Raw genomic sequence first — 25,033 nt, 5'->3', positions numbered from 1 at the left:
GCTCGATGTCGCCGGCTGGAGCGACGAGATCTAGAACTCACCCCGCCGCCGGGGCGGCTGGACCCCGTTCAAGACGAGCAGATCGAGACCGGGGCGTTCCTGATCGCCCCGTACAGCGCCTACCCCGGCGGGCGCGCTTCCTACGCACCCGCCCCCGGCGCCGCGAATGGTCCATTCGTCTGGGAAAGCGACATCCCATGAACCGCATCAGCCGGGCGCTGAAACGCTGACCCAAACGCTGACCCTCGCAGCTCAGAGCACCGGTGACGGCATGCCGTCACTTCTGGACCGGCCCGCGCAGTGCCCGGACCGCTGACCCAGCACCCTGGTCACGGGCGCAGGCGGCAGGTCTGCCAGCGCCGGCCGGTCCGGCTGATGAGCCCGAGCACCTCCAGGCGCCCGAGCTGGTACGCGACCGAGCTCGTACTCGACAGACCGACCCGGGCACCGAGCTCCCGGACCGACGGACCTTCACCGTGCTCGGCGATCCACTCCCGCACCGCGCGCAGGACGGCCTCCTGCCGCGGCGACAACCCGGCCGGGTTCACGCCGATCGCTCATCACGTCGTTGCCCAGACGCACGGGCGCGGCGGCGCAGCTCCACCCGGGCCGCCGGCGCTCCGCCAGGGGTGGTCGCCCAGAACGGGTGCGTGTGCAGGAGGACCGACAGGCGCAGCAGACGTCGGCGCAGCACGGTCAAGTGGCGGGGGTTCGGTACGGCGAGGGCGTCATAGGTGGCGTTCCATGCCTGCTGCGCACGGACCAGGCCATCGGGGAAGCGGAGGGAGTCCATCCACCGATTAGAGCACCTGTTCGATTTTTGGTGCACGCTGGCCCCTCGCGCGTGGGCGTGTACGCGCTGCCCGGCGGACACGTTCAGGCCCACCGGTCGGTACCGCGGATGCGGTGCCTCAGCTGCCGCATGCGCAGCCGGTGGTCGTTGGCGCGGTTTCGGGTGCCGGCTGGTCGGTGCAGCAGGCGTCTGCGCCGTCGAGTGCGGGGCTCTTGCCCCTCTGGTCGGCGTCGGCCTTGACGACGTAGACCTCCCAGGGCTCCCTGCCGGGGCCGTGGACCCAGACCTTGTCCTGAAGGGCGTAGCAGCAGGAGGTGTCGGTCTCCTCGAACGTGGCGAGGCCGGCCTTCTTGAGGCGGTCGGTGGCGGCGGTGACCGTCTGAGTGGATTCGACTTCGACGCCGAGGTGGTCGAGGCGGGTGTCCTGGCCGGGCTCCCCCTCGATCAGGACGAGCTTGAGCGGCGGCTCAGTGATCGCGAAGTTGGCGTAGCCGGGGCGGCGCTTGGCGGGGTCGACCCCGAAGAGCTTGGAGTAGAAGGTCACCGAGGCGTCGAGGTCGGCGACGTTGAGGGCCAGCTGGACACGGGACATGGCGGTCTCCCCGATCAGGTTGATTCGATGCCTGTCGATGCAACCTTGCGCCCTGGATCGGAGAACGTCAATATAGAAGTATGTCAAAACAAGAGTTTGCAGTACTCGGTCAGGACGACGTTGAAGGCTGCTGCCCAGCGCTGCTGACCGCCCCGCTGGACGAGGACCAGGCGGCCGATCTGGCAAAGATCTTCAAGGCGCTGGGCGATCCGGTGCGCCTGCGGCTGCTTTCGATGATCGCCTCCCGGGCGGGCGGCGAGGTCTGCGTCTGCGACCTCACCCCGGCCTTCGACCTGTCGCAGCCGACGATCTCCCACCACCTGAAGCTGCTGAAGCAGGCCGGACTCATCGACTCCGAGCGGCGCGGGACCTGGGTGTACTACCGCCTGCTGCCGCAGACGACCGACCGGCTCGCCTCGGTCCTTACCCGTCCCGCCGGGCAGCCGTTGCCCGCGAAGACATCAGCCGGGGCCGCCTCGTGACCGACCAGCCGCCCCTGCGGCAGAGCCGACCGCGCCGGTCACAGGACGGCTGTCCTTCCTCGACCGGTATCTCGCCGCATGGATCCTTCTCGCGATGGCGGCCGGACTCGGCCTCGGCCGCCTCATGCCCGGCCTCGGCAACGAGCTGGCCAGGGTCACCGTCACCGGTGTCTCCCCGCCGATCGCACTGGGCCTGGTCAGCAGTTGCGGATCTTGGAGCACGTGGATGTTCACGCGAGATAGCAGCAAGCGGGTCGGGCCCGGGTCATCGAGGCGGTCGCGGGTGGGATCCGCCGCTATCGTGCTTCCGTGACCGGTTCCGTGCAGCGTGCACTGCTGTTTCTCGATGTTGACGGGCCGCTCATCCCGTTCGGCGCGGCGTCCCAGACGTATCCGACCTATGCGGCTGGCCCCGGACTGCATGGTGCCGATGCGAATCCGCTCTTGACCAGGATCAATCCCGAGCACGGCCCCCGGCTGGCGGCACTCCCGTGCGAGGTGGTCTGGGCAACGACATGGATGACGGACGCGAACGAGTGCATCGCGCCCCGCATCGGTCTGCCGCAGCTGCCCGTGGTGGTCTGGCCGGAGCCGTCCGACATTGATGAGCAGGACGAGCGGAACGGATTGCACTGGAAGACCCGTGCCCTTGTCGAATGGGCTGAGGGACGCCCGTTCGCCTGGGTCGACGACGAGGTCACCGACACCGATCGGTCTTGGGTCGCTGCCCACCATCAGGGGCAAGCCCTGCTCCATCGGGTCGATCCCCGCCACGGCCTGACTGCCAGCGACTTCGCGGCTCTCGACTCGTGGCTGAGACAGCTGGACTGACACAGCTGGGTGCCGCGTCCGTCGCAAGCCAAGTGGCGTTTGCTGCCTGTCTTCCGCCGGCCGACCGGCGACGGACCAGTGTCGGCTCCCCCTTTTTCGCTCGGATGCGGGAGCCGTCCACGCACGCGCGCGACCAGTCGAGTCCGCAGGCCGCGTTCAGCTCGGCAAGCAGGGCCCCGTGCAGCCGGTCGAAGGCCCCCTGCCTCCTGTCATCGGTCCAGGCGACGCCAACACGTCTGCCCTGAGCCGAACCTCAGCTCCATCGGCAGGAGTTGCCAGGCTGGTTCGTTGTAGAGGACGAACAGAATGCCCTGCAGACAGAGCCCGTCCGACACCGGCCGAGACCTCGGCGAAGTCTCCGACCACGGCGGCAACAACGGCTCGATCAACGCCCACAACTCATCGTCCACGATCCACGGTCGAGTAACCACACCTTCACGAACGGCCGAATCGTCACACCGGCTACGCCCCACCAGCCGTCATCAACAAGATCGTGTTACGAGCTCTTACGACACTCCCTGCCAGGTGTCCATGCCGAACGTGCCCTTGATGTCGGAGGCGATGGTGTGGGCGTTGACGTTGGATGCGAGTTGGAAGACGGTGGTCTTGCTCGGTCCTCTGACGGACAGGCGTACGGGGTTTTCGCCGGGGTGTGCCTGCATGATCCGCTTCAGCTCGGTGATGAGTTGCTGGTTGACGCGGTGGTAGGGCAGTCGCAGGTGGATGGGGGCTGCTCCGGAGCGCTCGGCGGAGGAGATGTCGAGTACCTGGATCTCCTGGCCGAAGATGCTGAGCGCGCCGTCGCGGTCGTTGATCCTGCCCTGGACGCTGATGACGCTGTCTTCGAGGAGGGCGGCGGCGACGAGTTGGTAGACGGCGGGGAAGAAGAGCACTTCGATGGTGCCGTCGCGGTCGGCGAGGTTGATCAGGGCCCAGGTGTTGCCCTGTTTGGTGATCTTGTTCTGGACGCCGGTGATGAGTCCGGACAGCCGTACGACGCCTTCGGTGCGGCCGGAGGCGATGAGGTCGGGGATGGTCGTGTCGCGGTGCTGGGCCAGGACGTGCTCGGTTCCGTCGAGGGGGTGCGCGGAGACGTAGAGGCCGAGCATTTCGCGTTCGGTGGCCAGCAGGGCCTTTCGGGGCCACTCGTCCTCGGCGATGGCGAAGGCCAGGCCGAAGCCGCCGCCTTCCTCGCCGGTGCCGGCGAGGTCTCCGAAGAGGTCGTCCTGGCCGATGGCCGCGGCCTTCTTCACGGGGATGACGGAGTCGATCGCGCTGTCGTGGACGGCGGACAGGCCCTTGCGGGTGTGTCCGAGGGAGTCGAACGCGCCGGCTTTGATCAGTGATTCAACAGCCCGCTTGTTCAGGGCCGGCAGGTCGACCTTGTCGAGGAAATCGGGGAAGTCGGCGAACTTTCCCTTGGTCTGGCGCCCGTCGACGATGGACGCGATGACGTTCTCCCCGACGTTGCGCACGGACTGCAGGCCGAAGCGCACGTCGTCGCCGATGGCGGTGAACTCCGCGAACGACTCGTTGACGTCGGGCTGCAGCACGGTCACCCCGGCCTTGCGGGCATCGGCGAGGTAGATGCCGGCCTTGTCCTTGTCGTCGCCGACCGATGTCAGCAGGGCGGCCATGTACTCGGCGGGGTAGTTCGCCTTGAGGTAGGCGGTCCACAACGAGACGAGTCCGTACCCGGCGGTGTGGGACTTGTTGAAGGCGTAGCCGGAGAAGGGGAGCATGACGTCCCAGAGGGCCTTGATCGACTCCTCGGAGTACTTGTTGTCGCGCATGCCGCCGTGGAACTTCTCCCACTCCGCGGCCAGGACCTCCGGTTTCTTCTTGCCCATCGCGCGGCGCAGGAGGTCGGCGCCGCCCAGGGTGTAGCCGGCGAGCCGGCGGGCGATCGCCATGATCTGCTCTTGGTAGATGAGCAGGTGGAAGGTGTTGCCGAGGATGGGTTCCAGGGCGTCGCGGAGTTCGGGGTGGATCGGTTCGATGCTCTGGCGGCCGGTCTTACGGTGGGCGTAGTTGGTGTGGGCGTTGGCGGCCATGGGGCCGGGCCGGTAGAGGGCGAGGGCGGCTGCGATGTCCTCGAAGCGGGTGGGTTCCATCAGTTTGAGCAGGGTCTGCATGCCGGCGCCGTCGAGCTGGAAGATGCCGAAGGTGTTGCCGGTGGCGAGGAGTTCGTAGGTCTTCTTGTCGTCGAGGGGGATCGTCTCGGTCGAGAGGTCGACGCCGCGGTTGGTTCGCACGTTCTGGATGGCCTGGTCGATGACGCCGAGGTTGCGGAGTCCGAGGAAGTCCATCTTGACGAGCCCCATGTCTTCGCATGAGGGGTAGTCGAACCCGGTGATCTTCACCCCGTCCTTGGCACGCATGTGCAGCGGGATGCGGTTGGTGAGCTTCGTCTTGGAAAGGATCACCGCGGCGGCGTGCACACCGGTGCCGCGGATCAGGCCCTCGACGCCCTTGGCGGAGTCGATGACCTTCCTGACGTCCGGCTCGTTCTCGTACATCGTGCGGACCTCGCCGGCCTCGCTGTGGCGGGGGTGGGCGGAGTCGAAGATGCCGTCGATGCTGATGCCTTTGCCCATCACGTCGGGCGGCAGCGCCTTCGTGATCCGCTCGCCGTGCGCGAAGGGGTAGCCCAGCAGACGCGAGGAGTCCTTGATGGCGTTCTTGGCCTTCAGCTTGCCGAAGGTGTTCACCATCGCCGTGTACTCGGTGCCGTACTTCTCGACGACGTAGCGGACCATCTGGTCGCGCTTGCGGTCGTCGAAGTCGAGGTCGACGTCCGGAGGGTTGATGCGCTCGGGGTTCAGGAACCGTTCGAAAAGCAGACCGTGTTCCAGCGGGCACAGCTCGGTGATACGGGTGGCGTAGGCGACGATCGAACCGGTGGCCGAGCCACGGCCCGGCCCGACCGGGATCTTGTTGTCGCGGGCGTAGCGGCAGATGTCGGCGACCACGAGGAAGTAGGACGAGAAGCCCATGGGGCCGATGACCGTCATCTCGGTCTCGAAGCGCTCCAGCACCTCGTCGGGGACGGGGCTGCCGTAGCGCATCTCCAGGCCCTTGAGGACGTCCTTGCGCAGCCACGACTCCTGCGTCTCCCCTTCGGGGACGTCGGGGAACTGCGGCATCTCGTCCTCGTGGGCGAAGACTTCCTCGTAGGACTCGACGCGCTCCGCGATCAGCAGGGTGTTGTCGCAGGCCCCGGGCAGCTCGGAGAACAGCTCACGCATCTCGGCGGCGGTCTTGAGGTAGTAGCCGCTGCCGTTGAAGCGGAACCGCTTCGGGTCGTCCTTGTTCTTCCCCACCCCGATGCACAGCAGGTTGTCGTGCGCGTCCGCGTCGCTCTCGTGGACGTAGTGCGCGTCGTTCGTGGCCAGCAGCGGGATGCCCAGATCCTTGGCCAGGCGCAGCAGGTCCGCGCGGACGTTGCGCTCGAGGTCCAGGCCGTGGTCCATGAGCTCCAGGAAGTAGTTCTCCTTCCCGAAGATGTCCTGGTAGGAGGCGGCGACCTCGCGGGCCTCGGCGTACTGGTTCAGGCGCAGGCGGGTCTGGATCGCTCCGGAGGGGCATCCTGTCGTTGCGATGATCCCGTCCGCGCGTTCGGAGATCAGTTCCATGTCCATGCGCGGCTTGCCTGCCGGGAACTGTCCGGAGTAGCTGGCCTCGGTCGAGAGATAGAAGAGGTTCTGCAGGCCTTGCACGTTGCGGGCCCACATCGTCATGTGGGTGAAGCGTCCGCCGCCGGAGACGTCCTTGGAGCCTTCGCCGTCATCGGCCATGGCCCGGACACCGCCCGGCCCCCAGAACTCCTGCTTGCGGTTGCGGCGGGAGGACGGTGCGACGTACGCCTCGATCCCGATGATCGGCTTGACGCCGTCGAAGCCCTTGGCCACCTGCTGGAACTCGTAGGCACCGAACATGTTGCCGTGATCGCTCATCGCGATGGCCGGCATCTCCTGTCGGGCCACCTCCGCGAACATCGGCTTGAGCCGCTGCGCGCCGTCGAGCATCGAGTATTCGGTGTGGTTGTGCAAGTGAACAAAGCTGTCCGTCACCGGGCAGGCACCTCCGGAGCAGGGTCGTGGAAGGGCCCCACCCTAGACCCTGCGGAGCGCCGACGCGCCGGGTCACGCATACACGTCCGGGTAGACCTTCGAACGAGACAAAAGCCCTGGTCAGAGGGTATTTAGTGGAGTGGTGGCGAACTCGTACGAATGCCTGCCCCGCCGCTCATGACCACCTATTCACCGACAGCGGCAGCGGTCGGCGTGAGGCCGGATCCGCCAGCCCGGAGCCCCGGGCATGCGCGTGCAGGTCACCGGGTTGTGGGCCGGGTATCGCGCGCCGCTCGGCGGCGGGTTCGCGGGGAGATGGTCGGGACCGGGTCGCTGTTCGGGCCACTGCCGGCCGCAGATGGGCCGGCGTGGTCTTGTCCATGAGAACCGGTTCTGGCACGGCTTTTGTTGTGCTGTCACTTTGTTTGAGCCGCCATGGCTTTGGCGAGCTGGGTGACAGGGTCACCGTCGATCCGGTGACGGGAGCGTTCTGCGGGCCAGGTGGTGAACGCGTCGTCGGACCAGCGTGGGACTACGTGGAAGTGCAGATGAGGTACTGATTGCTCCGAGTCGGGGCCGCTTGCGCTCAGGATGTTCACGCCGCCGGCCTTCAGTTCGCTCCGCATCTTCCCGGCAAGGCGTTGGACCAGCGCCACTGCCTGCGCCAAGACCTCCGGTGGAGTGTCGAAGATGTCCGCCCAGTGGGACGTGGGGATCACCAGGGTGTGCCCCGGCGCGAGGGGATCCAGCGGAGCGAACGCGCTGACCACGGGCCCGCGCGTCACCCACCGGGCGGCGTCGTCCTGTATCAGTCGGCAGAAGGTGCAGTCCATGCGATCAGATCCTGTCAGAACCAGCATGGTGTCGGCCGCGTGTTGCGGTTCCGCAGGGAGTTGACGGCGACATCTGTGCGTACGCCTGCGGAAGCTGGGCCGGAGCCGGTTCTCGTGGACAGAGCCGACCTGCGCCCTGCTCAGTCCCTGGAGCGGGGCGCTGCGGCCCTCAGCCTGTGCCGCTCACCGGCCCGGCGGGCTCGATCCATCAAGCGGTCCCGGACCCACCACCACAACAACACGACCGGTGTGCAGAACAAGGAGATCAGTAACGCCTTGCCCCAGCTCTCATGGTTCCCGAACCGCAGGTACAGCGCTCCGGCGATGTAAACGCCGAGAACAACGAGTGCGTACTTCAAAGGCTTCGATAAAGTCATGTGCGTCTCCTACCCCGCAGAAATTCCGGCCGGGCCGCGAAGCCGGGCAGTGCCACGACTCAGAGGTCGCTGTCGATTCCGGTCACTGCGGGCGGGCCGAGCGGGGCGTCCGCTTCTTCGATTCCTGCCTTCTTCAGGGCTGCGGCAAGAATCCTGCTGGCATTCAGTTCGGCCTCGTATCGATCCGGTGCTTCGACTTCCAGGCGGACGGAGAAGGTGCCGTCTTCGTTGAGTGAGAGCAGGTCCAGGCCCTCGCTCCTGCTCACGTCCGTGTGCTGTGAGGCCAGCGCACTCTCCAGAGCCGACCGCGTGGAGTGAGTGATGTCGATGACGAACGTGCCGGGGACGGTGATCACAAAGTTGGTCATGGAGACTCCTGTATGTCCTGGCGTTGTGCTGCGCGAGGGATGGGCCGGGCAGGACAACGCGAGCGTGGCACAAGGCCGCCGTCGACTTCTGCGCGCCCCGCCCCACCACTATTTCCTCCGGTGCCTCTCTTCGAGAACACGTCGCGCAACGGCTGCCTCGTCGTCGACCGAGCCCACCGTCTCGGGCAGGCCACAGGGGGAAGTCACCGCCTGCGGGCCCAGCCGTGGCCCACCCCCGCTATGTGCAGGGCCAGGGCCGTAAGGCCCAGCAGCATCACGTTCGTGGAAGAGAACACATCGTTGGTACTGATATCCGCCGCGTTGATCAGGAACGAAACGAAGAACAGCACTGCCGCAACTATGCCGAGCATGACAAGCCCCTCTCATCGAAAGTGAATTCCCTGTACCCCGTCGCCGGATATGTAGGCACCCTCTTGTGGTCGGTCTCCGACCCAGGCGGCCTCAGTCGCTCCCGCAAGGGTCATGCCGGCACCGCGTTCACTGCGCGTCCGGGTTCCCCGAAGGGGGTTCACGCTCTGGAGGCAGCGCTCGCCGAACGGGACGTCAGAGATCGCGGACCTCGGCCGGGTGGCGTTCGCCCCCGGGTCGGGTACGCCGCGCCGTAGCCCGGTTTCACTTGCATGAGAGTAATGCCAGGCGTGCCTGACATGCATTTGAAGTTAATCATGGGCCTCTATACCGTCGAAAGCAGAGCGCGGGACGGAGCGAACAGCTCGGGCCGATCGCCTCAACTCACCTTCTGCACACGGGAGTACAGCCATGTCCGAAACCCTTCCCGACTCAGACCTCCTCCGCCTGACCGTGGAGGCCGTACGCAAGGCCGGGTCGGTACTGCGCGAGCGGTTCGGTGACGTCGTCCGTTACGAGACCCGGGAGGAGCTCATGAGCGCGCTCGCCGTCAACGACGATGCGGCGCTCGGCATCCTGCGCCCCGCCCTGACGGGTCTGCGGCCGGATGCCGGGTGGGTGGAGGACGAGCTCGAGGGCGGGGCGCTGCCGCCCGGGGAGTGGTGGGTCGTGGATCCGGCCGAGGGCAACGTCAACCACCTGCACGCCCTGGCGGAGTGGGCGGTGACCGCCACCCTCGTGCGGCAGAACCGGCCGGTGCTCACGGTGGTCCATGTGCCGCTGACGGGGGAGACGTACACCGCGCTCGACGGCGGGGGCGCTCATCTCGACGGACGGCCGCTGCGTGTCTCGCCGGCCACGGACCTGGGTCTGGGGCTCGTGGCCACCAGCCAGGCCCGCCCCGACGAGGACGAGAAGGTCGTGCGGCGCGTCGGCTCCTCGATCACCGCGATGCTGTTCGACGCGCTCGTCGTGCGGACCTCCGTGCCCGCGACCCTGCATCTGGTGAACGTCGCCGCGGGCCGCATCGACGCCTTCTGGCAGTTCGCCGGAGCCCGCGCGGACCTGCTGCCCGGGGCGCTGCTCGTCACCGAGGCCGGCGGACGGATCTCCGACGCCGAGGGCCGCCCCTGGACCCCGCAGAGCGACAGCTTCCTGGCCGCCGCGCCCGGCGTCCACGCCCAGGCCGTCACCACACTCTCCCGCTGATCATCCGCGCACAAGGAAGGACCTGATCAATATGAGCACGATCGCAGTTCTCGGAAACGGCCGCGTCGGCGGCAACCTCGCCACCGCCCTCACCAAGGCAGGGCACGACGTGACGGCCGTGGGCCGCGCACCGGGCGCCGCCGCGTCGGCGGCGCGGACGGCCCAGGTCGTCATCAACGCCACCCCGGGCGCCGGCTCGCTGGAGCGGCTCACCGCGCTGCGCGAGGAACTGCGCGACACGATCCTCGTCGACGTCTCCAACGCCACCACCGACGGGCCCGACGGACTGCCCGCCGACCTGATCCATCCCGGCTCCAGCCTCGCCGAGCAGCTCCAGGAAGCGCTGCCCGAGACACGTGTCGTCAAGACACTCAACACGATGCTCTTCCCGGTGATGACCGCGCCCGGCGCCCTGGCGCAGGCGCCCGACGCCTTCCTGTCCGGCGACGACGCGCAGGCCAAGCAGGCCGTACGTGAGCTGCTGGGCGACCTCGGCTGGCGCGAGGAGTGGATCACCGATCTCGGTGGGATCCGGACCGCCCGCGCCACCGAGGCCGCGATACTTTTCGTGCCGCACGTGATCCGGGCGAGCGGGTTCGCGCCGTTCGCGGTCTCGATCGCCCGCTGATCCGCGCGCGGGCCGTCAGGCCAGGAGGGCGGTCGCCTCGACCTCGACGAGCACATCCGGCTCGAAGAGGTAGTCGACGCCGATGAGCGAGGCCGGAGGCAGGGGGGCCGGGAGCCCGATCTCCTCGGCGACGGCCTCCACTCCGGCCATGAAGTCGCCGATCTTCTCCGGGGCCCACTGGGTCACGTAGAACGTCAGGCGCAGCACGTCCGCGAAGGTCGCGTCGGCGCCCGCCAGTCCGATGGCGGTGTTGCGCAGTGCCTGAGCGATCTGTCCGGCCAGATCGCCGGGCGCGACGGGGGTTCCGTCGGGCCTGCGCGCGATCTGGCCGCTGACGTGTACGTGCTTGGTCCCGGTGCCCACGGCCCCGCGCCGCGAACTACTCGACCAGGTGCTCGACAAGTGGTCACTCGCCGTCCTCAACGACCTCTGCGAGCGCCCGTGCCGCTTCAACGAGCTGCGCCGGGCCATCCCTCAGGTCACTCAGAAGTCGCTGACCACGACGCTCCGGCGGCTCGAACGCAACGGTGTGATCGAGCGTGAGGTCGTCTCCACGCGCCCCGTGGCCGTGAGGTACCGGATCACGGAACTCGGGAAGACCCTGCGGGAGCCCATCGACGTCCTGCTGGCCTGGACTTCGCGGCACATGCCCGCCATCGAGCGCGCACGCGAGGACTTCGACGAACGCGAGGACGCCCGGCTGTGATGCGCCGCGGTCCTGGAGGAGTGGGGGCCGGGATGAGCGGATTCCGGGCGGCGTGGCCGACATTGCGGGCGTGGGGAGCCCTCGGGGGCTCCCCGCCTCGCGGTGGCCGTCACCGCTGAGGGCTCCGCCGTCTGCCGGGTCTATCCGTGGTAGGTGATGTAGCCGTTGCCGTCGCGGTCGTTGGCCTTCTTGGTGTACGAATGGACGTCGGCGCGGGCGCCGGAGGGCTTGTAGAGGTAGATGGTGTCCTTGTCGTTGTTCCAGATGAAGTTGCAGTTCTGGCGGTAGACGACGTTCTTGGCGTCCGAGTCGGTGCCGCGGTTGCCGCGGAGCTTGATGTAGTCGCCGGGCTGCAGGTTGTGGGTCGACTTGAAGGTGAACTTGTTGCCTGCGGCGTCCTTGACGACGTAGCCCTTGAGGTTGACCGTCGCGGTGCGCGAGTAGTTCTTGATCGTCAGGTACTCGCTCGCGGCGTTGCCGCCCGAGCACTTGTTGGAGTCGCGGCCCGGGGCGTCGTACTGGACGCCCTTGATCTTCAGGGCCGAGGAGTACTCGGCCGCCTGGGCCGGGGCGCCGGCCACAAGGCCGAGCGAGATGACCGAAGCGGCGGTCGCGGTGGCGGCCAGGGCATGACGGATACGCATGAGGAGTCCCCCCTCTGTGGTGCGGATGCAGCGTCCCGGAGCCTACCTATAAATGTGACCATCAGGTGAAGAGATGGTGGGGTAAGCGTGTTCGGTGACAGTTCGGGGGGTGCTCGGATACGGAGTGGGCCGCCCGCTCAGGCGCGGTCGTGGAGCGTGACGTGGTAGCCGTCGGGGTCGGCGAAGGTGAAGGTCCGGCCGAAGGGGCCGTCGACCGGCGCGGAGGCGATGGTGTGGCCGTCGGCGACGAGCGCGTCGTGGATGGCCTGGACGTCGGTGGCGTTGAGCCAGATCGCGGCACCGATGCCGGGCCGGGCGGCGGATGCGAGATCGGTGCCGGGAACGATGTCCCGGAGTGCGAACGCGATCGGCTTCGTCTCGAAGACGACGGCGTGCGGGGGCCCGGCCGGCGAACGGATGAGGCCGAGGTACTGCTCGTAGAACGCCTGCGAAGCGTCGAGGTCGCGCACTTGCAGCGAGATGAAGTCGGGGCCGGTGGCGGGCATGAGGGTGCTCCTTCGCTCGTGTCAGATTACTGACACACCCACGGTATGTCAGAATCCTGACATGAGCAAAGACGGCGCGGGCGTGGACCTCGACACTTCACTGGGCTACCTGCTGAAAGAGGCTTCGAGTGCTCTGCGCACCGCCATGGACGAGGTGCTGCGGCCGCTCGGGATGAGCGTGACGCACTACTCCTGCCTGGAGCTGCTGGCCCAACGGCCGGGCCTGTCGAACTCCGAGCTGGCGCGCGGCGCCTTCGTGACGCGGCAGTCGATGAACGTACTGCTCCAGACCCTGGAGCGAGAGGGCTACGTGACCAGGCCTGCGGAGGCGCCTGTCGGCAAGGCCCTTCCCGCACGGCTCACTCCGCGCGGCCGGCAGAGCCTGAAGCAGGCGAGCGCGGCGGTGCGGTCCGTCGAGGTGCGGATGCTGGCCGGTATGACCGAGGCCGAGCAGTCGGGGGCGTTGCGGATTCTGCGGAGCATGACCGATTCGCTGCGCGACCGGAACGGCGACGCGTAGCCCTCGCTCATGCGGCTGCCCCCACCGCCGGAAGGGGGGTGGGGGCAGCGGCGGGGATCAGCAGGGGCGGATGTGGAAGACGGGGGTCCAGGAGGCGGTGCCGGTGCCCTTGGCCACGTGGGACCAGCGTTCGCTGCCGTCGCTGTTGTAGAAGCGGGCGCGGGTGCCGGAGGTCTGGTTGTTGTTGAAGGTGCCGTCGCCGACACCGTTGAAGTCGTAGTAGCCGCAGCGGTAGAAGTCGTAGTTGACGCCGCGTCCGTCCGTGATGCACAGGTGGCCGTTGGCGCAGGCCAGGGCCGTACGGGGAGAGGCCAGGTCGCGGGTTTCGGCTTGTCCGGGGGCGGGGAGCGTGAGGGTGCCGCCGGGGATGGCGAGGGTGTTCGCCGACGTCTGGCGGGCCCCGGGCTGCTGGGCGAGAACCGCGTCGACCTGCCGCTGGAGCTCCCCGGCCTGCTGGCCGGTGAGGCCGACGGCACGCGCCTGTCCGGCGTAGGTCTGCTGCCCGCCCGGGGCGGCGGGGGTCATGGCGTGGGCGGAGAGTGCGGGACCTGCGATCAGGGCCGCGGCTGCGGCCATCAGTGCTGCGGACCGGCGGAACGGGACACGCTTCAAGGTCATCTCCTTGGGTTGGCCGTGCGCCTCTTTGAGGAGCAGGGCCACACTTTCCAACTCGGCGCCCTTTCAAGGGACATAGCGGCGATGTTCACCGTTTAGTGGTGCAGATGCCTTTTTTCGCACGCGCAAGGATCCACCGAGCAGCTGTGTCAATCAGGGCGGCGGCCGGGTGGGCGGTGCGGAGGAGGGTCAGGCCTGGGGGCGCGTCCACTTGCGGCGGGTGCGGGCCCTGCGGCGTTCCCGCCGCTCGCAGTCCCAGCACCGCCATCCGGCGGGCTGCTTGCCCATGGTCGAGTGCCAGCATCCGGGGCCGGCGCATACGGTGCTGTCCCCGGTCGGGCCGTCGTGGATGACGATGTCCTGCCCGACGGGCGCGGGGTCGTAGCCCTCGGGCCGCTCGGTCAGGATGTACTGGTCGTGGAGCAGCGGCTGGAACTGGATCAGCTCGAAGGCGACGTGGTCCGGTGCGCCGGAGCCGAAGTGGTCGACGCACTGCTGCTTCCACCAGCGGCGCAGGCAGTTGAAGTCCTTGATGACCCAGGCCCACATGCGGCCGCCGGTGAGGGAGAGGATCTGCTGCCCCTGCCGGCCGGGGGCGTGCGGGACGTCCACTTCCTCCCACTTGCCTTCTTCGACGTCGAAGACACCGTTCCGGCAGCGCTCCCCGTTCCGCGTGTCCGTCGAGATGCACTGCAGTTCGTGCACCTCGCAGGGTGCCAGGCGGAGCGTGCCGTAGTACGAGATGACGTGCCGCTGTTCCTGGACCTTCTCGGGGTCGGGCGTGGCGACCTGTTCCTCGATGACGGGCTCGACGTACGGGACGAACTCGCCCCGGTCGATGCGGCCTCGCATCCGGGTGGCCAGGCGGGCCACCACGTCCCGCAGTTCCTCCGGGAGATCGGGGTGTTCGGCGGCGGGGCAGATGGCCGGGTGCGGGATGCGGCAGTATCCGGTCACGGGGTCCTTGCCCGGGTAGGCGACCCCCTTGAACAGGTGCCAGTGCATCCTCGGCGGGACCGGGTGCGCCGGGAACTCCGGCGACAGCGGAATCCTGAGCGTGTCGTACCGCTCGAACCACTCGATCGGTGTGCCGCAGTACTTGCAGCGGTCGGCGGCCGTGCGGCGCAGAAGCCGGGTGTGGTTCGAACGGTGCACATGCAACGACACAGCTGTTCCTCGTTCCGGTCCCGCGGGCCGTGCCCGCGACATCGCAGAATATGCCAGGGCGTTCGGACGGGACGCGGGTTCCCCCGAACGGGTGACCGGGAACGGGGAGGGTGGTCTCCGGCGGCCTGGCCTCAAGATGGGGACGTGAGTTCATCGAACAGCCGGGAATCCGATCCGGCCATCAGTCTGTCCAAGGTGATCGAGTACGCGCCCGATCTGGTGCCCCTCTACGAGGCAGCGGGCAGCAGTGTGCGTGCGCACGGGCTGGAGGGCACGCGGGCCGCCGTCTATCTGGTGCTGGACCGTTCCGGGTCGATGCGGCCCTACTACCGGGACGGCACCATGCAGCGCCTGGCCGAGCAGGTGTTGTCGTTGTCGGCGCACCTCGACGACGACGGTGTCGTCCCGGTGGTGTTCTTCTCCACGGATGTCGACGGGTCCACCGATCTGGAGCTGGGCCGGCACCACGGGCATGTCAATTCGATGCACGAGAGTCTCGGTCACATGGGCCGTACGAACTACCACTGGGCGATGGACGCGGTCATAGACCACTACATGGCCTCGGACAGCAGTGCCCCGGCCCTGGTCGTCTTCCAGACCGACGGCGGGCCGACCAGCAGGTTCGCCGCCGAACGGTATCTCTGCAAAGCGGCCCGGCTGCCGCTGTTCTGGCAGTTCATCGGGTTCGGTGATCCCGAGGACAACGAGTTCGCGTTCCTGCGCAAGCTTGACACCCTCGCTGTTCCGGCCCGTCGCGTCGTCGACAACGCCGGCTTCTTCCACGCGGGCCGCACTCCGGGGGCAGTCGACGACGATCAGCTGTTCGACCAGCTTCTGCAGGAGTTCCCCCAGTGGCTGGAGGCGGCGCGCGCCGCGCGGGTGCTGGAGTGGGCGCCGTAGTGCAGGGCGTTGCCGTTGGCGAGCAAGGCAAGGGTTGCACGACGGAGAGGGAGATGGCCGCACTCGACTGGGACGGGTTCCTGCGGGACGTACTGGGCGGGCCGGACACGCACGCGGCGTGAACGTCGGTCCGTCTCCGGGGCGCGGGAAGAGGACGTGCGGCCGGCCCGCGCCACGGGGCGCGGGCCGGGACGGTACCTCGGGTAGGGGATCCGTCAGGCGGTGCGGGTGCGCATCTGCCGGGACTTCAGCCCCATGAACCACATCAGCAGGCCGGTGAACATCATCACCAGCACGGCTCCGGCGATCCAGCCCGCGTAGATCTTCTCACCCGCGTTGAACTTCCCGGCCGGATGGGCCCCGGGCGACCTGCGACGTGCGCGGACGGCCCGCAGCCCGGTGGCGGCGCGCGAGAGCCGGGCGGCCCCTGACCAGGGGAACAGGCCCGGACGGGGACGAGTTCTTGCACCCCGACAGGGTCACCTGTCAGAATGGTGACGTGAATCTTAACCACGTCTTCGTCTGCGGGAATCCGGCGCTCGACTTCGCGGCCACCCTCCGGGCCCGGCGCTCCACGCGCTTCGATATGTTCGTGACCCCGGACCGGCTCAACGCCTGGTACCTGGAGTCCGGGCTCGTGGACACGATCACTCCCGGCGACGAGGACGACGTCCGGGCAGCGGTCACCGTACGCGAGGCCGCCTACCGGCTGATCACCGACCGCCGCCTCGGCGAGGAGTTCGACCGCGAGGCGCTCGCCGTGCTCAACGGGGCCGCACGCGAGCTTCCCGTAACGCCCCAGCTCACCCGGGCGGGCCGGCACACCGACGCAACGCCCGCCCAGGCCCTGGCCACCGTCGCCCGGCAGACGGTCGAGCTGCTCAGCGGCCCGGACGTGCCCCTGCTGAAGGAGTGCGGCAACCCCGAGTGCACGCGTGTCTACATCGACCGGTCCCGGGGCATGCGGCGGCAGTGGTGCGGCATGGAGTCCTGCGGCAACAAGTACAAGGCCGCCGCCTACCGGGCCCGCAAGAAGACCGCGGCGGCGGGTACCGCGAGCTGACGGATCGCGGGCGCGGGCGGGGTTCACGGCAGGGGGCTACAGGATCCCGAGTGGAACCGGGCTGCGCGCCGTCCCTCATCGACGGTGTTCGGGCGCGAGACGGCGCAGCAGCAGCCCGGCCATCAGGGCGTCCTGCGCCGCCTCGGTGCCGTCGGTGCCGCAGACGGGGGCGGACGCCTGATCCGCGCTCGTTCCGCCGGCGGCGCGGCGGGCCGGGATACGTGTCACGGTGCGAGGCGGTCCGCCGGTGTCCGGGGGGCCTCCGACAGCGGTGAGGCCGGCTGAAAGCTCGACGCGGACGGGCCGTATCCCCCGAACACCGCGCTCTGCGCCCAGTGCCACACCTGGACGTCGGTGGGCCCGGCGGCGGTACGGCCGGGGGCCCCGCCGTCACCGGCGCGACGTGGATGTCTCCTGAGGGTCATCTGCTGTCCTTGCTCGCCGTGAGTGGTGTGAGCCCCACCGGAGGAGATTGCGGGTCCCGCATCCGGGGGGCCTGGAGGGATGCGGGACCCGCGTTCGGGGGGTCAGGCCGCGGCAGCGCGGATGCTGACGGGGATGTTGCCGCGCGTGGCCTTGGAGTACGGGCAGATCTGGTGCGCGGCGTCGGCGAGCTGCTGGGCGGTGGCCTGGTCGACGCCGCCGAGGACGGGGTTGAGGACCGCGGAGAGGGAGAACTCCCCGTCGTCGCCGTGGGTGAGGGTGATCTCCGCCGTGATGGTCGTGCTGGTCAGCCGGACCTTGCGCTCGGCCGCGGCGCGGCGCAGGGCGCCGAGGAAGCAGGCCGCCCACCCGGCCGCGAGGAGTTGCTCGGGGTTGGTGGCGCCGCCCGCGCCGCCCAGCTCCTTGGGGATGGCGAGGGCGGTCGTCAGCAGACCGTCGGAGGAGCTGACGCGACCGCCGTTGCGGCCCTCTCCGTCGACATCGACAACGGCGGTGTAGGTGACTGCCATGGCTGGTGCTCCCTGGTCCGGTTCGAGAAACGTTTGACGGCACCTCCTGACCGGGATTTCCGTTCCGTCACCGGTTGAGGCGGTGACGGAATCATGACAGGCGCCTGCGTCACCCGTCAAGCCGGTGACGGTTGAGACGGTCTCGTCCTGGGGTCAGCCGGGCGACGGTTCGTGGAACGGGCCGCCCCGCAGGACGCCTGAATCCTTCAACCCCCCTGACAGGGAACGGGATTAGGGTGTGGGCGGCCCGCGGCGAGTGGGCCGCCCGGGTCGCACACGACGTACCCGGGAAGGCGGGGAACCGGGGGCGGATGCACATGGCGGACGAGACGGACACGGCCGGAACGGGCGCTCCCCGACCGGACACCGCCGGCCCCGCCCCGGCCGGGGAGCCGGCCCGCCCCCTCCCGCCGCCGGACCGGCGCGTCCTCGCCGTCGCCGGCGGGGTCTTCGCCGTACTCATGGCGCTGTCCACGCGCTACGGCTTCCACATCGACGAGCTGTACTTCCTCGACTCCGCCCGGCACCTCCAGGCGAGTTACGTGGATCAGCCGCTGCTGGCCCCGTTGCTGGCACGGGTCTCGCTGTCGCTGTTCGGCGTCTCGGAGGCCGGTCTGCGTCTGTGGCCCGCGCTCGCCGCGGCGGGCACGGTCGTCGTGGGCGGGCTGACGGCGCGTGAGTTCGGCGGCGCCCGGCGGACCCAGCTCCTCGCGGCGGTCGCGACCGCGGCCATGCCCGTGCTCCTGGGCGGCGCGCACATCGCCAACACCACGGCGTACGAGGTGCTGGCCTGGGCGGCCATCGCGCTCGTGGTCGTACGGATCGGCCGCACCGGCGACACTCGCTGGTGGCTCGCCGTGGGAGCGCTCGTCGGGGTCGGCGCCGAGTTCAACCACCTCGCCGGCATCTTCGGGATCGTCCTGCTGGCCGCCGTCCTGCTCGGCCCCGCCCGCCGCACGGCGGCCGACCGGTGGCTTCTGGCCGGTGCCGCGCTCGCCGTGCTGCTCGTCCTGCCCGACCTGTGGTGGCAGGCGCACCACGACTGGGCCATGTTCGAGATGACCCGGGCGCTGAACGAGAAGAACGGCGGCCCCGGGAACATCCCCACCTGGATCGTCGGCCAGCTCGCCACGGCCGGGTTCGCCACGGCGGTCCTCTGGTTCGGGGGCCTGCGCTTCCTGTGGCGCTCCGGCCGGCCCCTGTGGCAGTGCCTGGTCGCCGCGTACGCCGTGCTGTTCATCCTCTTCGCGGTGACCACGGGCGCGCAGATCTACTACCTGGGCGGGCTGTACGTATGTCTGCTGGCGGCCGGTGCCGTCGGGCTCGACGCGTGGCTGTACGCCCGTCGCGACCGTCTGCGCTCCCTCATGACCGCGACCGCCGTCTCGACCGCGCTGCTCGCCGTGATCGTCCTGCCGGTCCTGCCGCCCACGGCGGTCGCCTGGACGTACGGGGTCAGCACCAACACCGGGGAGACCCTGGGCTGGCCCCAACTCGTCGGCACCGTACGCCAGGTGTGGGACGGCCTTCCGCGGGAGCAGCGCGCCGACACGGTGATCTTCACGGCCGACTACGGCGAGGCGGGCGCCATCAACGAACTCGGCCGCGGCACCGCCCTGCCGCACGCGGTGAGCGCCCACAACACCGACTGGTGGTGGGGCGGGGGCAACCCGGCGGCCACGACCGTCCTGGCCGTGTCCCCCGGTCCGGAGCACGCCCCCGGCTACGCCGCCGAGCTGCGCCGGTACTTCCGGCACGTCACCGTGGCCGCCGGCCTCACCAACCCGTACGGCGTGCACAACGTGGAATGGGGCGGTCACGTCTACCTGTGCACAGGCCCCCGTCACCCGTGGGCCGAGATGTGGCCGCAACTCCGCCACTACGGATGAGGCGTGCGGACAGCCTCTAGCGTGGGGGCATGCATCCCTTTTCACGTTCCTGGACAGCGCTGCTCGACGCCGTGGCCGCTTTTCCCGACGAGGACTTCGGCAAACCTTCCGGCTGTACGGGGTGGCTCGTCCGGGACCTGGTGTGCCACCTGGTCATCGACGCGCAGGACGTCCTGATCACCCTGGTCACCCCCGCCGACGCGCCCGCCACGGCCGACGCTTCCGGCTACTGGACGCTGCTGCCCGAGCCCCCGTCGGGCGACGACCCGCTGGACGCGCTGATCCCGCGGCTGGCGGCGGCGTACGGGGAACCGAGGTGGCTGAAGCACCACATCGACGACGTCGGCTCGGCGGCCGTCCGGGCGGCGGGGCTCGCCGACCCGGCCGCCCTCGTCGGTACCCAGGACATGGTCCTCACCGTCGCCGACTACCTGGCGGCGTACGTCCTCGAAGGCACCCTCCACCACCTCGACCTGGTGGCGCACCTGCCCTCGGCCCCCGAACCGCCCGCCGACACCCTCACGGTGGCGCGTACCGCGCTGGAGTCCGTCGCCGGCGCGGCGTTCCCCGCCTCGCTCCCGGACGCCGACGCGCTACGGATCGGCACCGGCCGCAGTACACCTACCCCCGCGCAGACGGCGGAGCTCGGCGACCTGGCGGCGAGGCTCCCGCTCATCCTCGGCTGAACGCCTCCGGCCTCACCGCGCCACCCAGTCCGCGTTCGCGCCGCACACGATCAGGCACGGCAGCTTCCCGGGGACCCGGCCCGCCAGCCACGCGGCGAACGCGATGGCCGCGGCCGGTTCGACGGCGATCCGGCACTCCTCCCAGAGCCGGTCGCGCGCCTGAAGGATCTCGTCGTCGCTGACCAGAACGGACGTCACGTCGTGTGCGGTCAGGACGTCGAAGGCGATCTCGCCGACCCGGCTCGCACCGGTCGCGGAGGAGGCCACGGAGCCCACGGCCGAGTCCACCGGCTTCCCGGCGGCGAGCGCGTCGTGCAGGCAGCGGCAGTCCTCCGGTTCGGCGGCGACGACACGGCGGCCGGCGACCGCGAGCGCCGTACCGGCCGCCAGTCCGCCTCCGCCGACGGCTGCGACGACCGTGTCGACATCGGGCTCGTCGGCCACGACCTCGGCCGCCACCGTGCCCTGACCCACGATCACCGCCGGGTCGTCGTACGGGTGAACGAACCGGTGCCCCGGCCGCGCCGCGACGTCCAGCGCCGCCGACGCGGCCTCGGCGAAGGCGGCGCCGTGCCGGACGAGCCGCGCCCCGGCGGCCTCGATACGGCGGGCCTTCGCCTCCGGAGCCGTCTCCGGTACGTAGACCGTCGCGGCCCTGCCGAGCAGCGAGGCCGCCGTCGCCACCGCCAGGCCGTGGTTGCCGCCGGACGCCGCCACGACATGGTCGTCCGGGGACATGGAAAGCATCGCGTTGAGCGCGCCGCGCAGTTTGAACGAGCCGCCGCGCTGGAGGTACTCCAGCTTCAGCAGCACGCGCCGGCCGTCGATCTCCAGATCGAGCAGCGGTGTGCGACGGGCGTAGGGACGAATCCTGTCGGCGGCCGCGTGGACGTCACCGGGAGCGGGGGCGAGGGCATGGGGTGGGTTCTTCACGGCTCCATGCTTCACCGGCTCGCCCATTAGCACCAGCAACGATCATTGGGGGCCCATTAGCAGCGCTTACGATGGCGGTGATGCGCGAACTGGACGTCAACCGCCTGCGGGTCCTGATGGAAGTGGCTCACGCCGCCTCCATCGCCGAGGCCGCCCGCACCCTCTCCTTCACGCCCTCGGCGCTCTCGCAGCAGATCTCCAAGCTGGAGGCGGAGCTGGGTGCCCGCCTCCTCGAACGCCGCCCGACGGGCGTCACCCTGACGCCCGTCGGCGCCGTGCTGGTGGACCACGCGGAGCGGGTGATCGGGGAGCTCCGGCAGGCGCGCGCCGCGGTCGAGGCCGCGATCGAGGCGCAGCCGCAGCGTCTCGCGCTGGGCTCGTTCGCGACGGCGGCGCAGGTACTGGTACCGACGGCCTTGGCCGCGCTCCAGCACCGGTATCCGCGGGCCGAGCTGTCGCTGGTCGACATCGAACCGCCCGAGGGCTACGGGCTGGTGACCTCGGGCGACCTGGACATGCTGATCACCCACCGCTATCCCGGCGTGACCCCGACGCCCCATCCGGGGCTCGACCGGCAGCGGCTGCTCGACGACCCGCTCGACCTGGTGCTGCCCGCCGGCCACCGCCTCGCCGGGGGACCGGCGGACCGCGGCATCGGCCTCGGCCGGCTCGGCGAGGAGACGTGGATCTCCGGCGCTCCGGGCGTACCGAACCGCGTCTGCCTGGAAACCCTCGCCCGCCAGGCCGGTGTCGAGCTGCGCGTCGCGTACGAGTCCGCCGACTACCACGTCATCCTGGCGCTGGTCGGCGCCGGTCTGGGCATCGCGCTCGTCCCCGGCAGCCTGCTCGCGGGCGCCGACCGCTCCCGGGTGTCGGTCCGTACGCTGCGCGGTCCGGCTCCGGCCCGCGAGATCAGCATCGTCCAGCGCCGGCGCCCCACCGCACTCGCCCTGGAGCTCACGGCCTTCCTGCACACCTCCGCGGCCGGCCTCACCCGCGGGCCCCGGCGGGGCGAGCCGTGACGTCGCCCGTACGTGACGCCGCCCGTACGTGACGCCCGTTCAGCCGGAACGCAGCTGCTCGGCGGCGGCCTGGTAGGCCTCCGACGCGCGGGCGAAGTAGTCGAACAGGTCGTCACGGCAGCCCTGCGCGCCCTGCGCGAGGACGACGCCCCGACCACGGTCCCGGCCAGGCCCAACCGCCTCCTCACCCTGACCACGCGCCTCCTGCCCCGCCGTAGGAACCTCGCTCTGCTCGCCCGCGGCTAGGGCCTGTCGTCAAACTCCCCTCTGCCGCGCGACGCCTGGCACGCACTCCCGCCGCGCGGGGCGAAGGGATCGATCGGTGAAGCTACAGGCCCAGATCGAGGGCGACGCACGAGTAGAACTTCCACGAGTTCTCGGGGTTGTAGGCGCCTCCCCCGTCCCCCGGTGCGGCTTCCACCTCCGCCGTCATGTCCTCGCGGCGGATCCGCTCGGGGAGCTTGCCGAAGCGCATGTGCCTCACCGCAGCGTCGGCGTCCATGGCGAGTTCCTTGTCCATGCCCCTGCCCCACTTCTTCGGTCGTGGATCGTGTCCCGCATCGTCGCTCCGGGCGACTGATGCCAGCATCTACCGCCCACCGCCACCTGTCAAACAGGTGACGAAATCCTTACCCCAGGAGCCCTAGCATGGGCGTCGACCTCGCCACGCGCATCGCATCACCTGCTGGACAGGTGACAGCCTTCTGTGCAAGGGTCACGGTGCCCCCGCAGCCCCGTACTCCCGCACGGCAGGTGCAAACGGCGCGGCGGGCACGAGCCGGACACTGCATGCACGCATGACGGAAGGTTTGACATGATCAACAGGCGCACTTTCAGCAAGGCCGTCGGACTGGGCACCGGCGCGACCGCGGTCTCGCTGTCGGGCCTGGGAACCGACGCTTCCGCCTCCGCCGCCCCGCACGCACGGCCGGGCGGCGGCTCGCAGGCTCCCACCGTCCCGGCCATCACCCCGGGCACCCACACCTCATTCAGCGAGATCAAGCAGGTCAAGGCCGGTGTCCTGAACGTCGGTTACGCCGAGTCCGGGCCCTCCCACGGCCCCGTGGTCATGCTGCTGCACGGCTGGCCGTACGACATCCACAGCTACGTCGACGTCGCCCCGCTCCTCGCCGACCTGGGATACCGGGTGATCGTCCCGTACCTGCGCGGACACGGCAGTACCACCTTCCTGTCCCACCACACCCCGCGCACGGCCGAGCAGTCCGCCATCGCGCTGGACGTCATCTCCCTGATGGACGCGCTGAAGATCGAGAAGGCCGTGCTGGCCGGCTTCGACTGGGGCTCGCGCACCGCCGACATCATCGCCGCCCTGTGGCCGGAGCGGGTCACGTCCCTGGTCTCCACCAGCGGCTACCTCATCACCGACCGCAAGATGCAGGCCGCACCCGCCGACCCGGCCGTCGAGCGCACGTGGTGGTACCAGTGGTACTTCGCCACCCCCCGGGGCAAGGCGGCCATGGAGGACGAGACGAGCCGGCTCGCGCTGTGCCGCTACGTGTGGACCCTGGTCTCCCCCAACTGGGCCTTCGACGACGCCACGTACAACCGCACGGCGGAGGCGTTCAAGAACCCGGACTACGCGGCCGTCGTGCTGTTCAACTACCGCTGGCGCATCGGCCTGGTCGACACGGACCACCGGTACGCGCGCCACGAGAAGCTGCTCGCCGCTCAGCCCGCCATCCACGTGCCCACCGTCACCCTCGACGCCGCGCTCGACCCCTTCACCGCGCCGCCCGGGGACGGTTCGGGCTACCGGTTCCACTTCACCGGCCCCTACGCGCACCGCACGATCGCGGACATCGGCCACAATCTGCCGCAGGAGGCGCCCACCGCCTTCGCCCAGGCCGTGGTCGACGCCGACCACCTCCCTTCAACCGGTGCGGATGGGCCGGGTAGACGCCCAGGACGCGCACCTCGGAGGAGAAGAACCGCAGTTCCTCCAGGGCGAGGGCGACCCGCTGTTCGTCGGGGTGGCCCTCGGCCTCGACGTAGAAGCGACTGGCGTTGAGCCCCGCGCCGATCTGATAGCTCTCGATCTTGGTGAGGTTCACCCCGCCGGTGGCGAAGCCGCCGAGTGCCTTGTAGAGCGCGCTCGGGATGTTGCGCACGCTGAAGAAGAGGCTCGTCATGGTCGGCTGTCCCGGGTCCGGGGCGGGCGCGGGCGTGCGGGAGAGGACCACGAACCGTGTGGTGTTCTCCGGGTCGTCCTCGACGCCGGCGCGCAGGACGTCGAGGCCGTGCAGCCCGGCGGCGGCGGGAGGCGCGAGGGCCGCGTGCCGCGGGTCGCCCAGTTCGGCCACCTCACGCGCTGCCCCGGCGGTGTCGTCGCAGACCAGGGTCCGCCAGCCACCCTCCCGCAGCAGTTTGCGGCACTGCCCCAGGGCGTGCACGTGGCTGCGGACGCACTCCACCTGGTCCGGGGTGGCGCCGGGGACACCCATCAGGTCGAAACGGATGGCGAGGAAGTACTCGCCGACGATGAACAGCCCGGACTCCGGCAGCAGGTGGTGCACGTCGGCGACGCGTCCGGCCGCGGAGTTGTCCACCGGGATCACGGCGAGGTCGGCGTCGCCCAGGGCCACGGCGTCCAGGGCCTGCTCGAAGCCGGTGCACGGGTGTCCCGAGGCGTCCGGGTAGAGGGTGTGCGCGGCGGTCGCCGAGTTGGAGCCGGGTTCACCCTGATAAGCGACGGTCGTCACCGCGTTCAGCCTTCCTGAGGGACATCCTGTCGTGGGGCGGCGGAAGCTCCGTTGCGTACCGTGCCCGCTGAAGTATCGGTGAACTCGCCTCCCTCACGCTCACCAGGGGCTGGCTCCCGGCATGGCGGCCGTCCGTCGGCCCGTGGTCCGGGCG

The 25,033-nt window shown here is 69.7% G+C and carries 31 protein-coding genes and 3 pseudogenes; 15 read left to right on the top strand and 19 right to left on the bottom strand.

Translation table 11 applies throughout. From position 1 onward, the window contains the following. A partial coding sequence (locus EAO73_RS36570; RefSeq protein ID WP_147971944.1) for a hypothetical protein occupies window positions 1-201 on the top strand: 201 nt, incomplete at its 5' end. A gap of 128 nt (window positions 202-329) precedes the next feature. On the opposite strand, the gene EAO73_RS14590 is transcribed toward EAO73_RS36570, so the two are convergent. From EAO73_RS14590 to EAO73_RS14580, 3 genes are all read right to left on the bottom strand, one after another. Continuing rightward, a complete protein-coding gene (locus EAO73_RS14590; RefSeq protein WP_147971943.1) occupies window positions 330-548 on the bottom strand; it encodes a LexA family protein in 219 nt (72 codons plus the stop codon). Next, window positions 545-793, bottom strand: coding sequence for a hypothetical protein (locus EAO73_RS14585; RefSeq protein WP_147971942.1), 249 nt, complete (start codon window positions 791-793; stop codon window positions 545-547). Before EAO73_RS14585 ends, EAO73_RS14590 begins: the two co-directional genes overlap by 4 nt. A gap of 118 nt (window positions 794-911) precedes the next feature. Next, window positions 912-1,385, bottom strand: a complete 474-nt coding sequence (locus EAO73_RS14580; protein WP_147971941.1) for an ArsI/CadI family heavy metal resistance metalloenzyme — start codon at window positions 1,383-1,385, stop codon at window positions 912-914. 80 nt (window positions 1,386-1,465) lie between these two features. Here EAO73_RS14580 and EAO73_RS14575 point away from each other — a divergent pair, with 80 nt between their 5' ends. From EAO73_RS14575 to EAO73_RS14565, 3 genes and pseudogenes are all read left to right on the top strand, one after another. Then, window positions 1,466-1,867, top strand: a complete 402-nt coding sequence (locus EAO73_RS14575) for an ArsR/SmtB family transcription factor (RefSeq protein ID WP_147971940.1) — start codon at window positions 1,466-1,468, stop codon at window positions 1,865-1,867. A 49-nt stretch (window positions 1,868-1,916) separates the two neighbouring features. After that, window positions 1,917-2,066: pseudogene (locus tag EAO73_RS36565) on the top strand (arsenical-resistance protein); the annotation flags it as partial. Window positions 2,067-2,176: 110 nt separating this feature from the next. Next, on the top strand, window positions 2,177-2,698 hold the full coding sequence (locus EAO73_RS14565) for an HAD domain-containing protein (protein WP_147971939.1): 522 nt from the start codon (window positions 2,177-2,179) through the stop codon (window positions 2,696-2,698). Between the two features lie 209 nt (window positions 2,699-2,907). On the opposite strand, the gene EAO73_RS37315 is transcribed toward EAO73_RS14565, so the two are convergent. From EAO73_RS37315 to EAO73_RS35940, 5 genes are all read right to left on the bottom strand, one after another. After that, window positions 2,908-3,108, bottom strand: coding sequence for a transposase (locus EAO73_RS37315; protein WP_191134063.1), 201 nt, complete (start codon window positions 3,106-3,108; stop codon window positions 2,908-2,910). A gap of 96 nt (window positions 3,109-3,204) precedes the next feature. Then, complete coding sequence (gene dnaE, locus EAO73_RS14555; RefSeq protein WP_147971938.1) at window positions 3,205-6,771, bottom strand: DNA polymerase III subunit alpha; 3,567 nt, start codon at window positions 6,769-6,771, stop codon at window positions 3,205-3,207. A 416-nt stretch (window positions 6,772-7,187) separates the two neighbouring features. Next, window positions 7,188-7,604, bottom strand: a complete 417-nt coding sequence (locus tag EAO73_RS14550) for an HIT family protein (RefSeq protein WP_224756301.1) — start codon at window positions 7,602-7,604, stop codon at window positions 7,188-7,190. A 436-nt stretch (window positions 7,605-8,040) separates the two neighbouring features. Beyond that, entirely contained in the window at window positions 8,041-8,349 is a 309-nt protein-coding gene (locus EAO73_RS14540) for a hypothetical protein (RefSeq protein WP_147971936.1), read from the bottom strand. A gap of 203 nt (window positions 8,350-8,552) precedes the next feature. Continuing rightward, the gene (locus EAO73_RS35940; protein ID WP_191134062.1) at window positions 8,553-8,720 is read right to left on the bottom strand and encodes a hypothetical protein; all 168 of its coding nucleotides are present in this window, start codon (window positions 8,718-8,720) and stop codon (window positions 8,553-8,555) included. 409 nt (window positions 8,721-9,129) lie between these two features. Here EAO73_RS35940 and EAO73_RS14535 point away from each other — a divergent pair, with 409 nt between their 5' ends. Then, window positions 9,130-9,927: an inositol monophosphatase family protein gene (locus EAO73_RS14535; protein WP_147971935.1), complete on the top strand. Its 798-nt coding sequence runs from the start codon at window positions 9,130-9,132 to the stop codon at window positions 9,925-9,927. A gap of 31 nt (window positions 9,928-9,958) precedes the next feature. Continuing rightward, window positions 9,959-10,555: an NADPH-dependent F420 reductase gene (locus tag EAO73_RS14530; RefSeq protein ID WP_147971934.1), complete on the top strand. Its 597-nt coding sequence runs from the start codon at window positions 9,959-9,961 to the stop codon at window positions 10,553-10,555. Window positions 10,556-10,570: 15 nt separating this feature from the next. Here EAO73_RS14530 and EAO73_RS14525 read toward each other — a convergent pair whose 3' ends face one another. Further along, window positions 10,571-10,978, bottom strand: a complete 408-nt coding sequence (locus EAO73_RS14525; RefSeq protein WP_147971933.1) for a RidA family protein — start codon at window positions 10,976-10,978, stop codon at window positions 10,571-10,573. On the opposite strand from EAO73_RS14525, the gene EAO73_RS14520 reads away from it, so the two are divergent. Next, complete coding sequence (locus EAO73_RS14520; protein WP_224756300.1) at window positions 10,911-11,261, top strand: winged helix-turn-helix transcriptional regulator; 351 nt, start codon at window positions 10,911-10,913, stop codon at window positions 11,259-11,261. The two genes, EAO73_RS14525 and EAO73_RS14520, sit on opposite strands and share 68 nt — an antisense overlap. Window positions 11,262-11,401: 140 nt before the next feature. Here EAO73_RS14520 and EAO73_RS14515 read toward each other — a convergent pair whose 3' ends face one another. Both EAO73_RS14515 and EAO73_RS14510 read right to left on the bottom strand, forming a co-directional pair. Then, entirely contained in the window at window positions 11,402-11,905 is a 504-nt protein-coding gene (locus EAO73_RS14515; RefSeq protein ID WP_147971931.1) for a lamin tail domain-containing protein, read from the bottom strand. A gap of 137 nt (window positions 11,906-12,042) precedes the next feature. After that, the gene (locus tag EAO73_RS14510; RefSeq protein ID WP_147971930.1) at window positions 12,043-12,411 is read right to left on the bottom strand and encodes a VOC family protein; all 369 of its coding nucleotides are present in this window, start codon (window positions 12,409-12,411) and stop codon (window positions 12,043-12,045) included. A gap of 61 nt (window positions 12,412-12,472) precedes the next feature. Here EAO73_RS14510 and EAO73_RS14505 point away from each other — a divergent pair, with 61 nt between their 5' ends. Further along, the gene (locus tag EAO73_RS14505) at window positions 12,473-12,931 is read left to right on the top strand and encodes a MarR family winged helix-turn-helix transcriptional regulator (protein WP_147971929.1); all 459 of its coding nucleotides are present in this window, start codon (window positions 12,473-12,475) and stop codon (window positions 12,929-12,931) included. 57 nt (window positions 12,932-12,988) lie between these two features. On the opposite strand, the gene EAO73_RS14500 is transcribed toward EAO73_RS14505, so the two are convergent. Next, window positions 12,989-13,549 carry a hypothetical protein gene (locus EAO73_RS14500; RefSeq protein ID WP_224756299.1) on the bottom strand — a complete coding sequence of 187 codons (561 nt, stop codon included), beginning with the start codon at window positions 13,547-13,549 and terminating at the stop codon, window positions 12,989-12,991. 186 nt (window positions 13,550-13,735) lie between these two features. Beyond that, window positions 13,736-14,713, bottom strand: a complete 978-nt coding sequence (locus tag EAO73_RS14495) for a DUF6083 domain-containing protein (protein ID WP_147971928.1) — start codon at window positions 14,711-14,713, stop codon at window positions 13,736-13,738. Window positions 14,714-14,857: 144 nt separating this feature from the next. Here EAO73_RS14495 and EAO73_RS14490 point away from each other — a divergent pair, with 144 nt between their 5' ends. Continuing rightward, on the top strand, window positions 14,858-15,613 hold the full coding sequence (locus tag EAO73_RS14490) for a vWA domain-containing protein (protein WP_147971927.1): 756 nt from the start codon (window positions 14,858-14,860) through the stop codon (window positions 15,611-15,613). 227 nt (window positions 15,614-15,840) lie between these two features. On the opposite strand, the pseudogene EAO73_RS36560 reads toward EAO73_RS14490, so the two are convergent. Then, a pseudogene (locus EAO73_RS36560) lies at window positions 15,841-16,008 on the bottom strand (formate dehydrogenase); the annotation flags it as partial. A gap of 104 nt (window positions 16,009-16,112) precedes the next feature. On the opposite strand from EAO73_RS36560, the gene EAO73_RS14480 reads away from it, so the two are divergent. Then, a complete protein-coding gene (locus EAO73_RS14480; RefSeq protein WP_147971926.1) occupies window positions 16,113-16,676 on the top strand; it encodes a CGNR zinc finger domain-containing protein in 564 nt (187 codons plus the stop codon). Between the two features lie 75 nt (window positions 16,677-16,751). Here the strand turns inward: EAO73_RS14480 and EAO73_RS35935 are convergent, their stop codons facing one another. Then, window positions 16,752-16,904, bottom strand: coding sequence for a hypothetical protein (locus EAO73_RS35935; protein ID WP_191134061.1), 153 nt, complete (start codon window positions 16,902-16,904; stop codon window positions 16,752-16,754). Between the two features lie 299 nt (window positions 16,905-17,203). Then, window positions 17,204-17,629 carry an organic hydroperoxide resistance protein gene (locus EAO73_RS14470; RefSeq protein WP_147971924.1) on the bottom strand — a complete coding sequence of 142 codons (426 nt, stop codon included), beginning with the start codon at window positions 17,627-17,629 and terminating at the stop codon, window positions 17,204-17,206. A gap of 317 nt (window positions 17,630-17,946) precedes the next feature. On the opposite strand from EAO73_RS14470, the gene EAO73_RS14465 reads away from it, so the two are divergent. Further along, complete coding sequence (locus EAO73_RS14465; RefSeq protein ID WP_147971923.1) at window positions 17,947-19,518, top strand: glycosyltransferase family 39 protein; 1,572 nt, start codon at window positions 17,947-17,949, stop codon at window positions 19,516-19,518. A gap of 29 nt (window positions 19,519-19,547) precedes the next feature. Beyond that, window positions 19,548-20,204: a maleylpyruvate isomerase N-terminal domain-containing protein gene (locus tag EAO73_RS14460; RefSeq protein WP_147971922.1), complete on the top strand. Its 657-nt coding sequence runs from the start codon at window positions 19,548-19,550 to the stop codon at window positions 20,202-20,204. A gap of 12 nt (window positions 20,205-20,216) precedes the next feature. Here EAO73_RS14460 and EAO73_RS14455 read toward each other — a convergent pair whose 3' ends face one another. Next, window positions 20,217-21,137, bottom strand: a complete 921-nt coding sequence (locus tag EAO73_RS14455) for a serine/threonine dehydratase (protein WP_224756298.1) — start codon at window positions 21,135-21,137, stop codon at window positions 20,217-20,219. An 80-nt stretch (window positions 21,138-21,217) separates the two neighbouring features. On the opposite strand from EAO73_RS14455, the gene EAO73_RS14450 reads away from it, so the two are divergent. Together EAO73_RS14450 and EAO73_RS14445 are read left to right on the top strand one after the other, a co-directional pair. Next, window positions 21,218-22,159 (top strand): LysR substrate-binding domain-containing protein, encoded by a 942-nt coding sequence (locus EAO73_RS14450; RefSeq protein ID WP_147971920.1) that lies wholly within the window; start codon window positions 21,218-21,220, stop codon window positions 22,157-22,159. A gap of 12 nt (window positions 22,160-22,171) precedes the next feature. Further along, complete coding sequence (locus EAO73_RS14445) at window positions 22,172-22,405, top strand: hypothetical protein (RefSeq protein ID WP_147971919.1); 234 nt, start codon at window positions 22,172-22,174, stop codon at window positions 22,403-22,405. An 82-nt stretch (window positions 22,406-22,487) separates the two neighbouring features. On the opposite strand, the gene EAO73_RS14440 is transcribed toward EAO73_RS14445, so the two are convergent. After that, entirely contained in the window at window positions 22,488-22,679 is a 192-nt protein-coding gene (locus EAO73_RS14440) for a hypothetical protein (protein ID WP_147971918.1), read from the bottom strand. Window positions 22,680-22,973: 294 nt separating this feature from the next. Here EAO73_RS14440 and EAO73_RS14435 point away from each other — a divergent pair, with 294 nt between their 5' ends. After that, window positions 22,974-24,188: an alpha/beta fold hydrolase gene (locus EAO73_RS14435; RefSeq protein WP_224756297.1), complete on the top strand. Its 1,215-nt coding sequence runs from the start codon at window positions 22,974-22,976 to the stop codon at window positions 24,186-24,188. Here EAO73_RS14435 and EAO73_RS14430 read toward each other — a convergent pair. After that, window positions 24,112-24,879, bottom strand: a pseudogene (locus EAO73_RS14430) (prephenate dehydratase); the annotation flags it as partial. The gene EAO73_RS14435 and the pseudogene EAO73_RS14430 overlap by 77 nt on opposite strands. Between the last annotated feature and the right edge of the window lie 154 nt (window positions 24,880-25,033).

Source organism: Streptomyces sp. col6 (genome assembly GCF_008042035.1).
Lineage (GTDB): Bacteria > Actinomycetota > Actinomycetes > Streptomycetales > Streptomycetaceae > Streptomyces.
The sequence above is the reverse complement of the archived record's forward strand: the minus strand, read 5'-3'. Positions and strand labels throughout refer to the sequence as shown.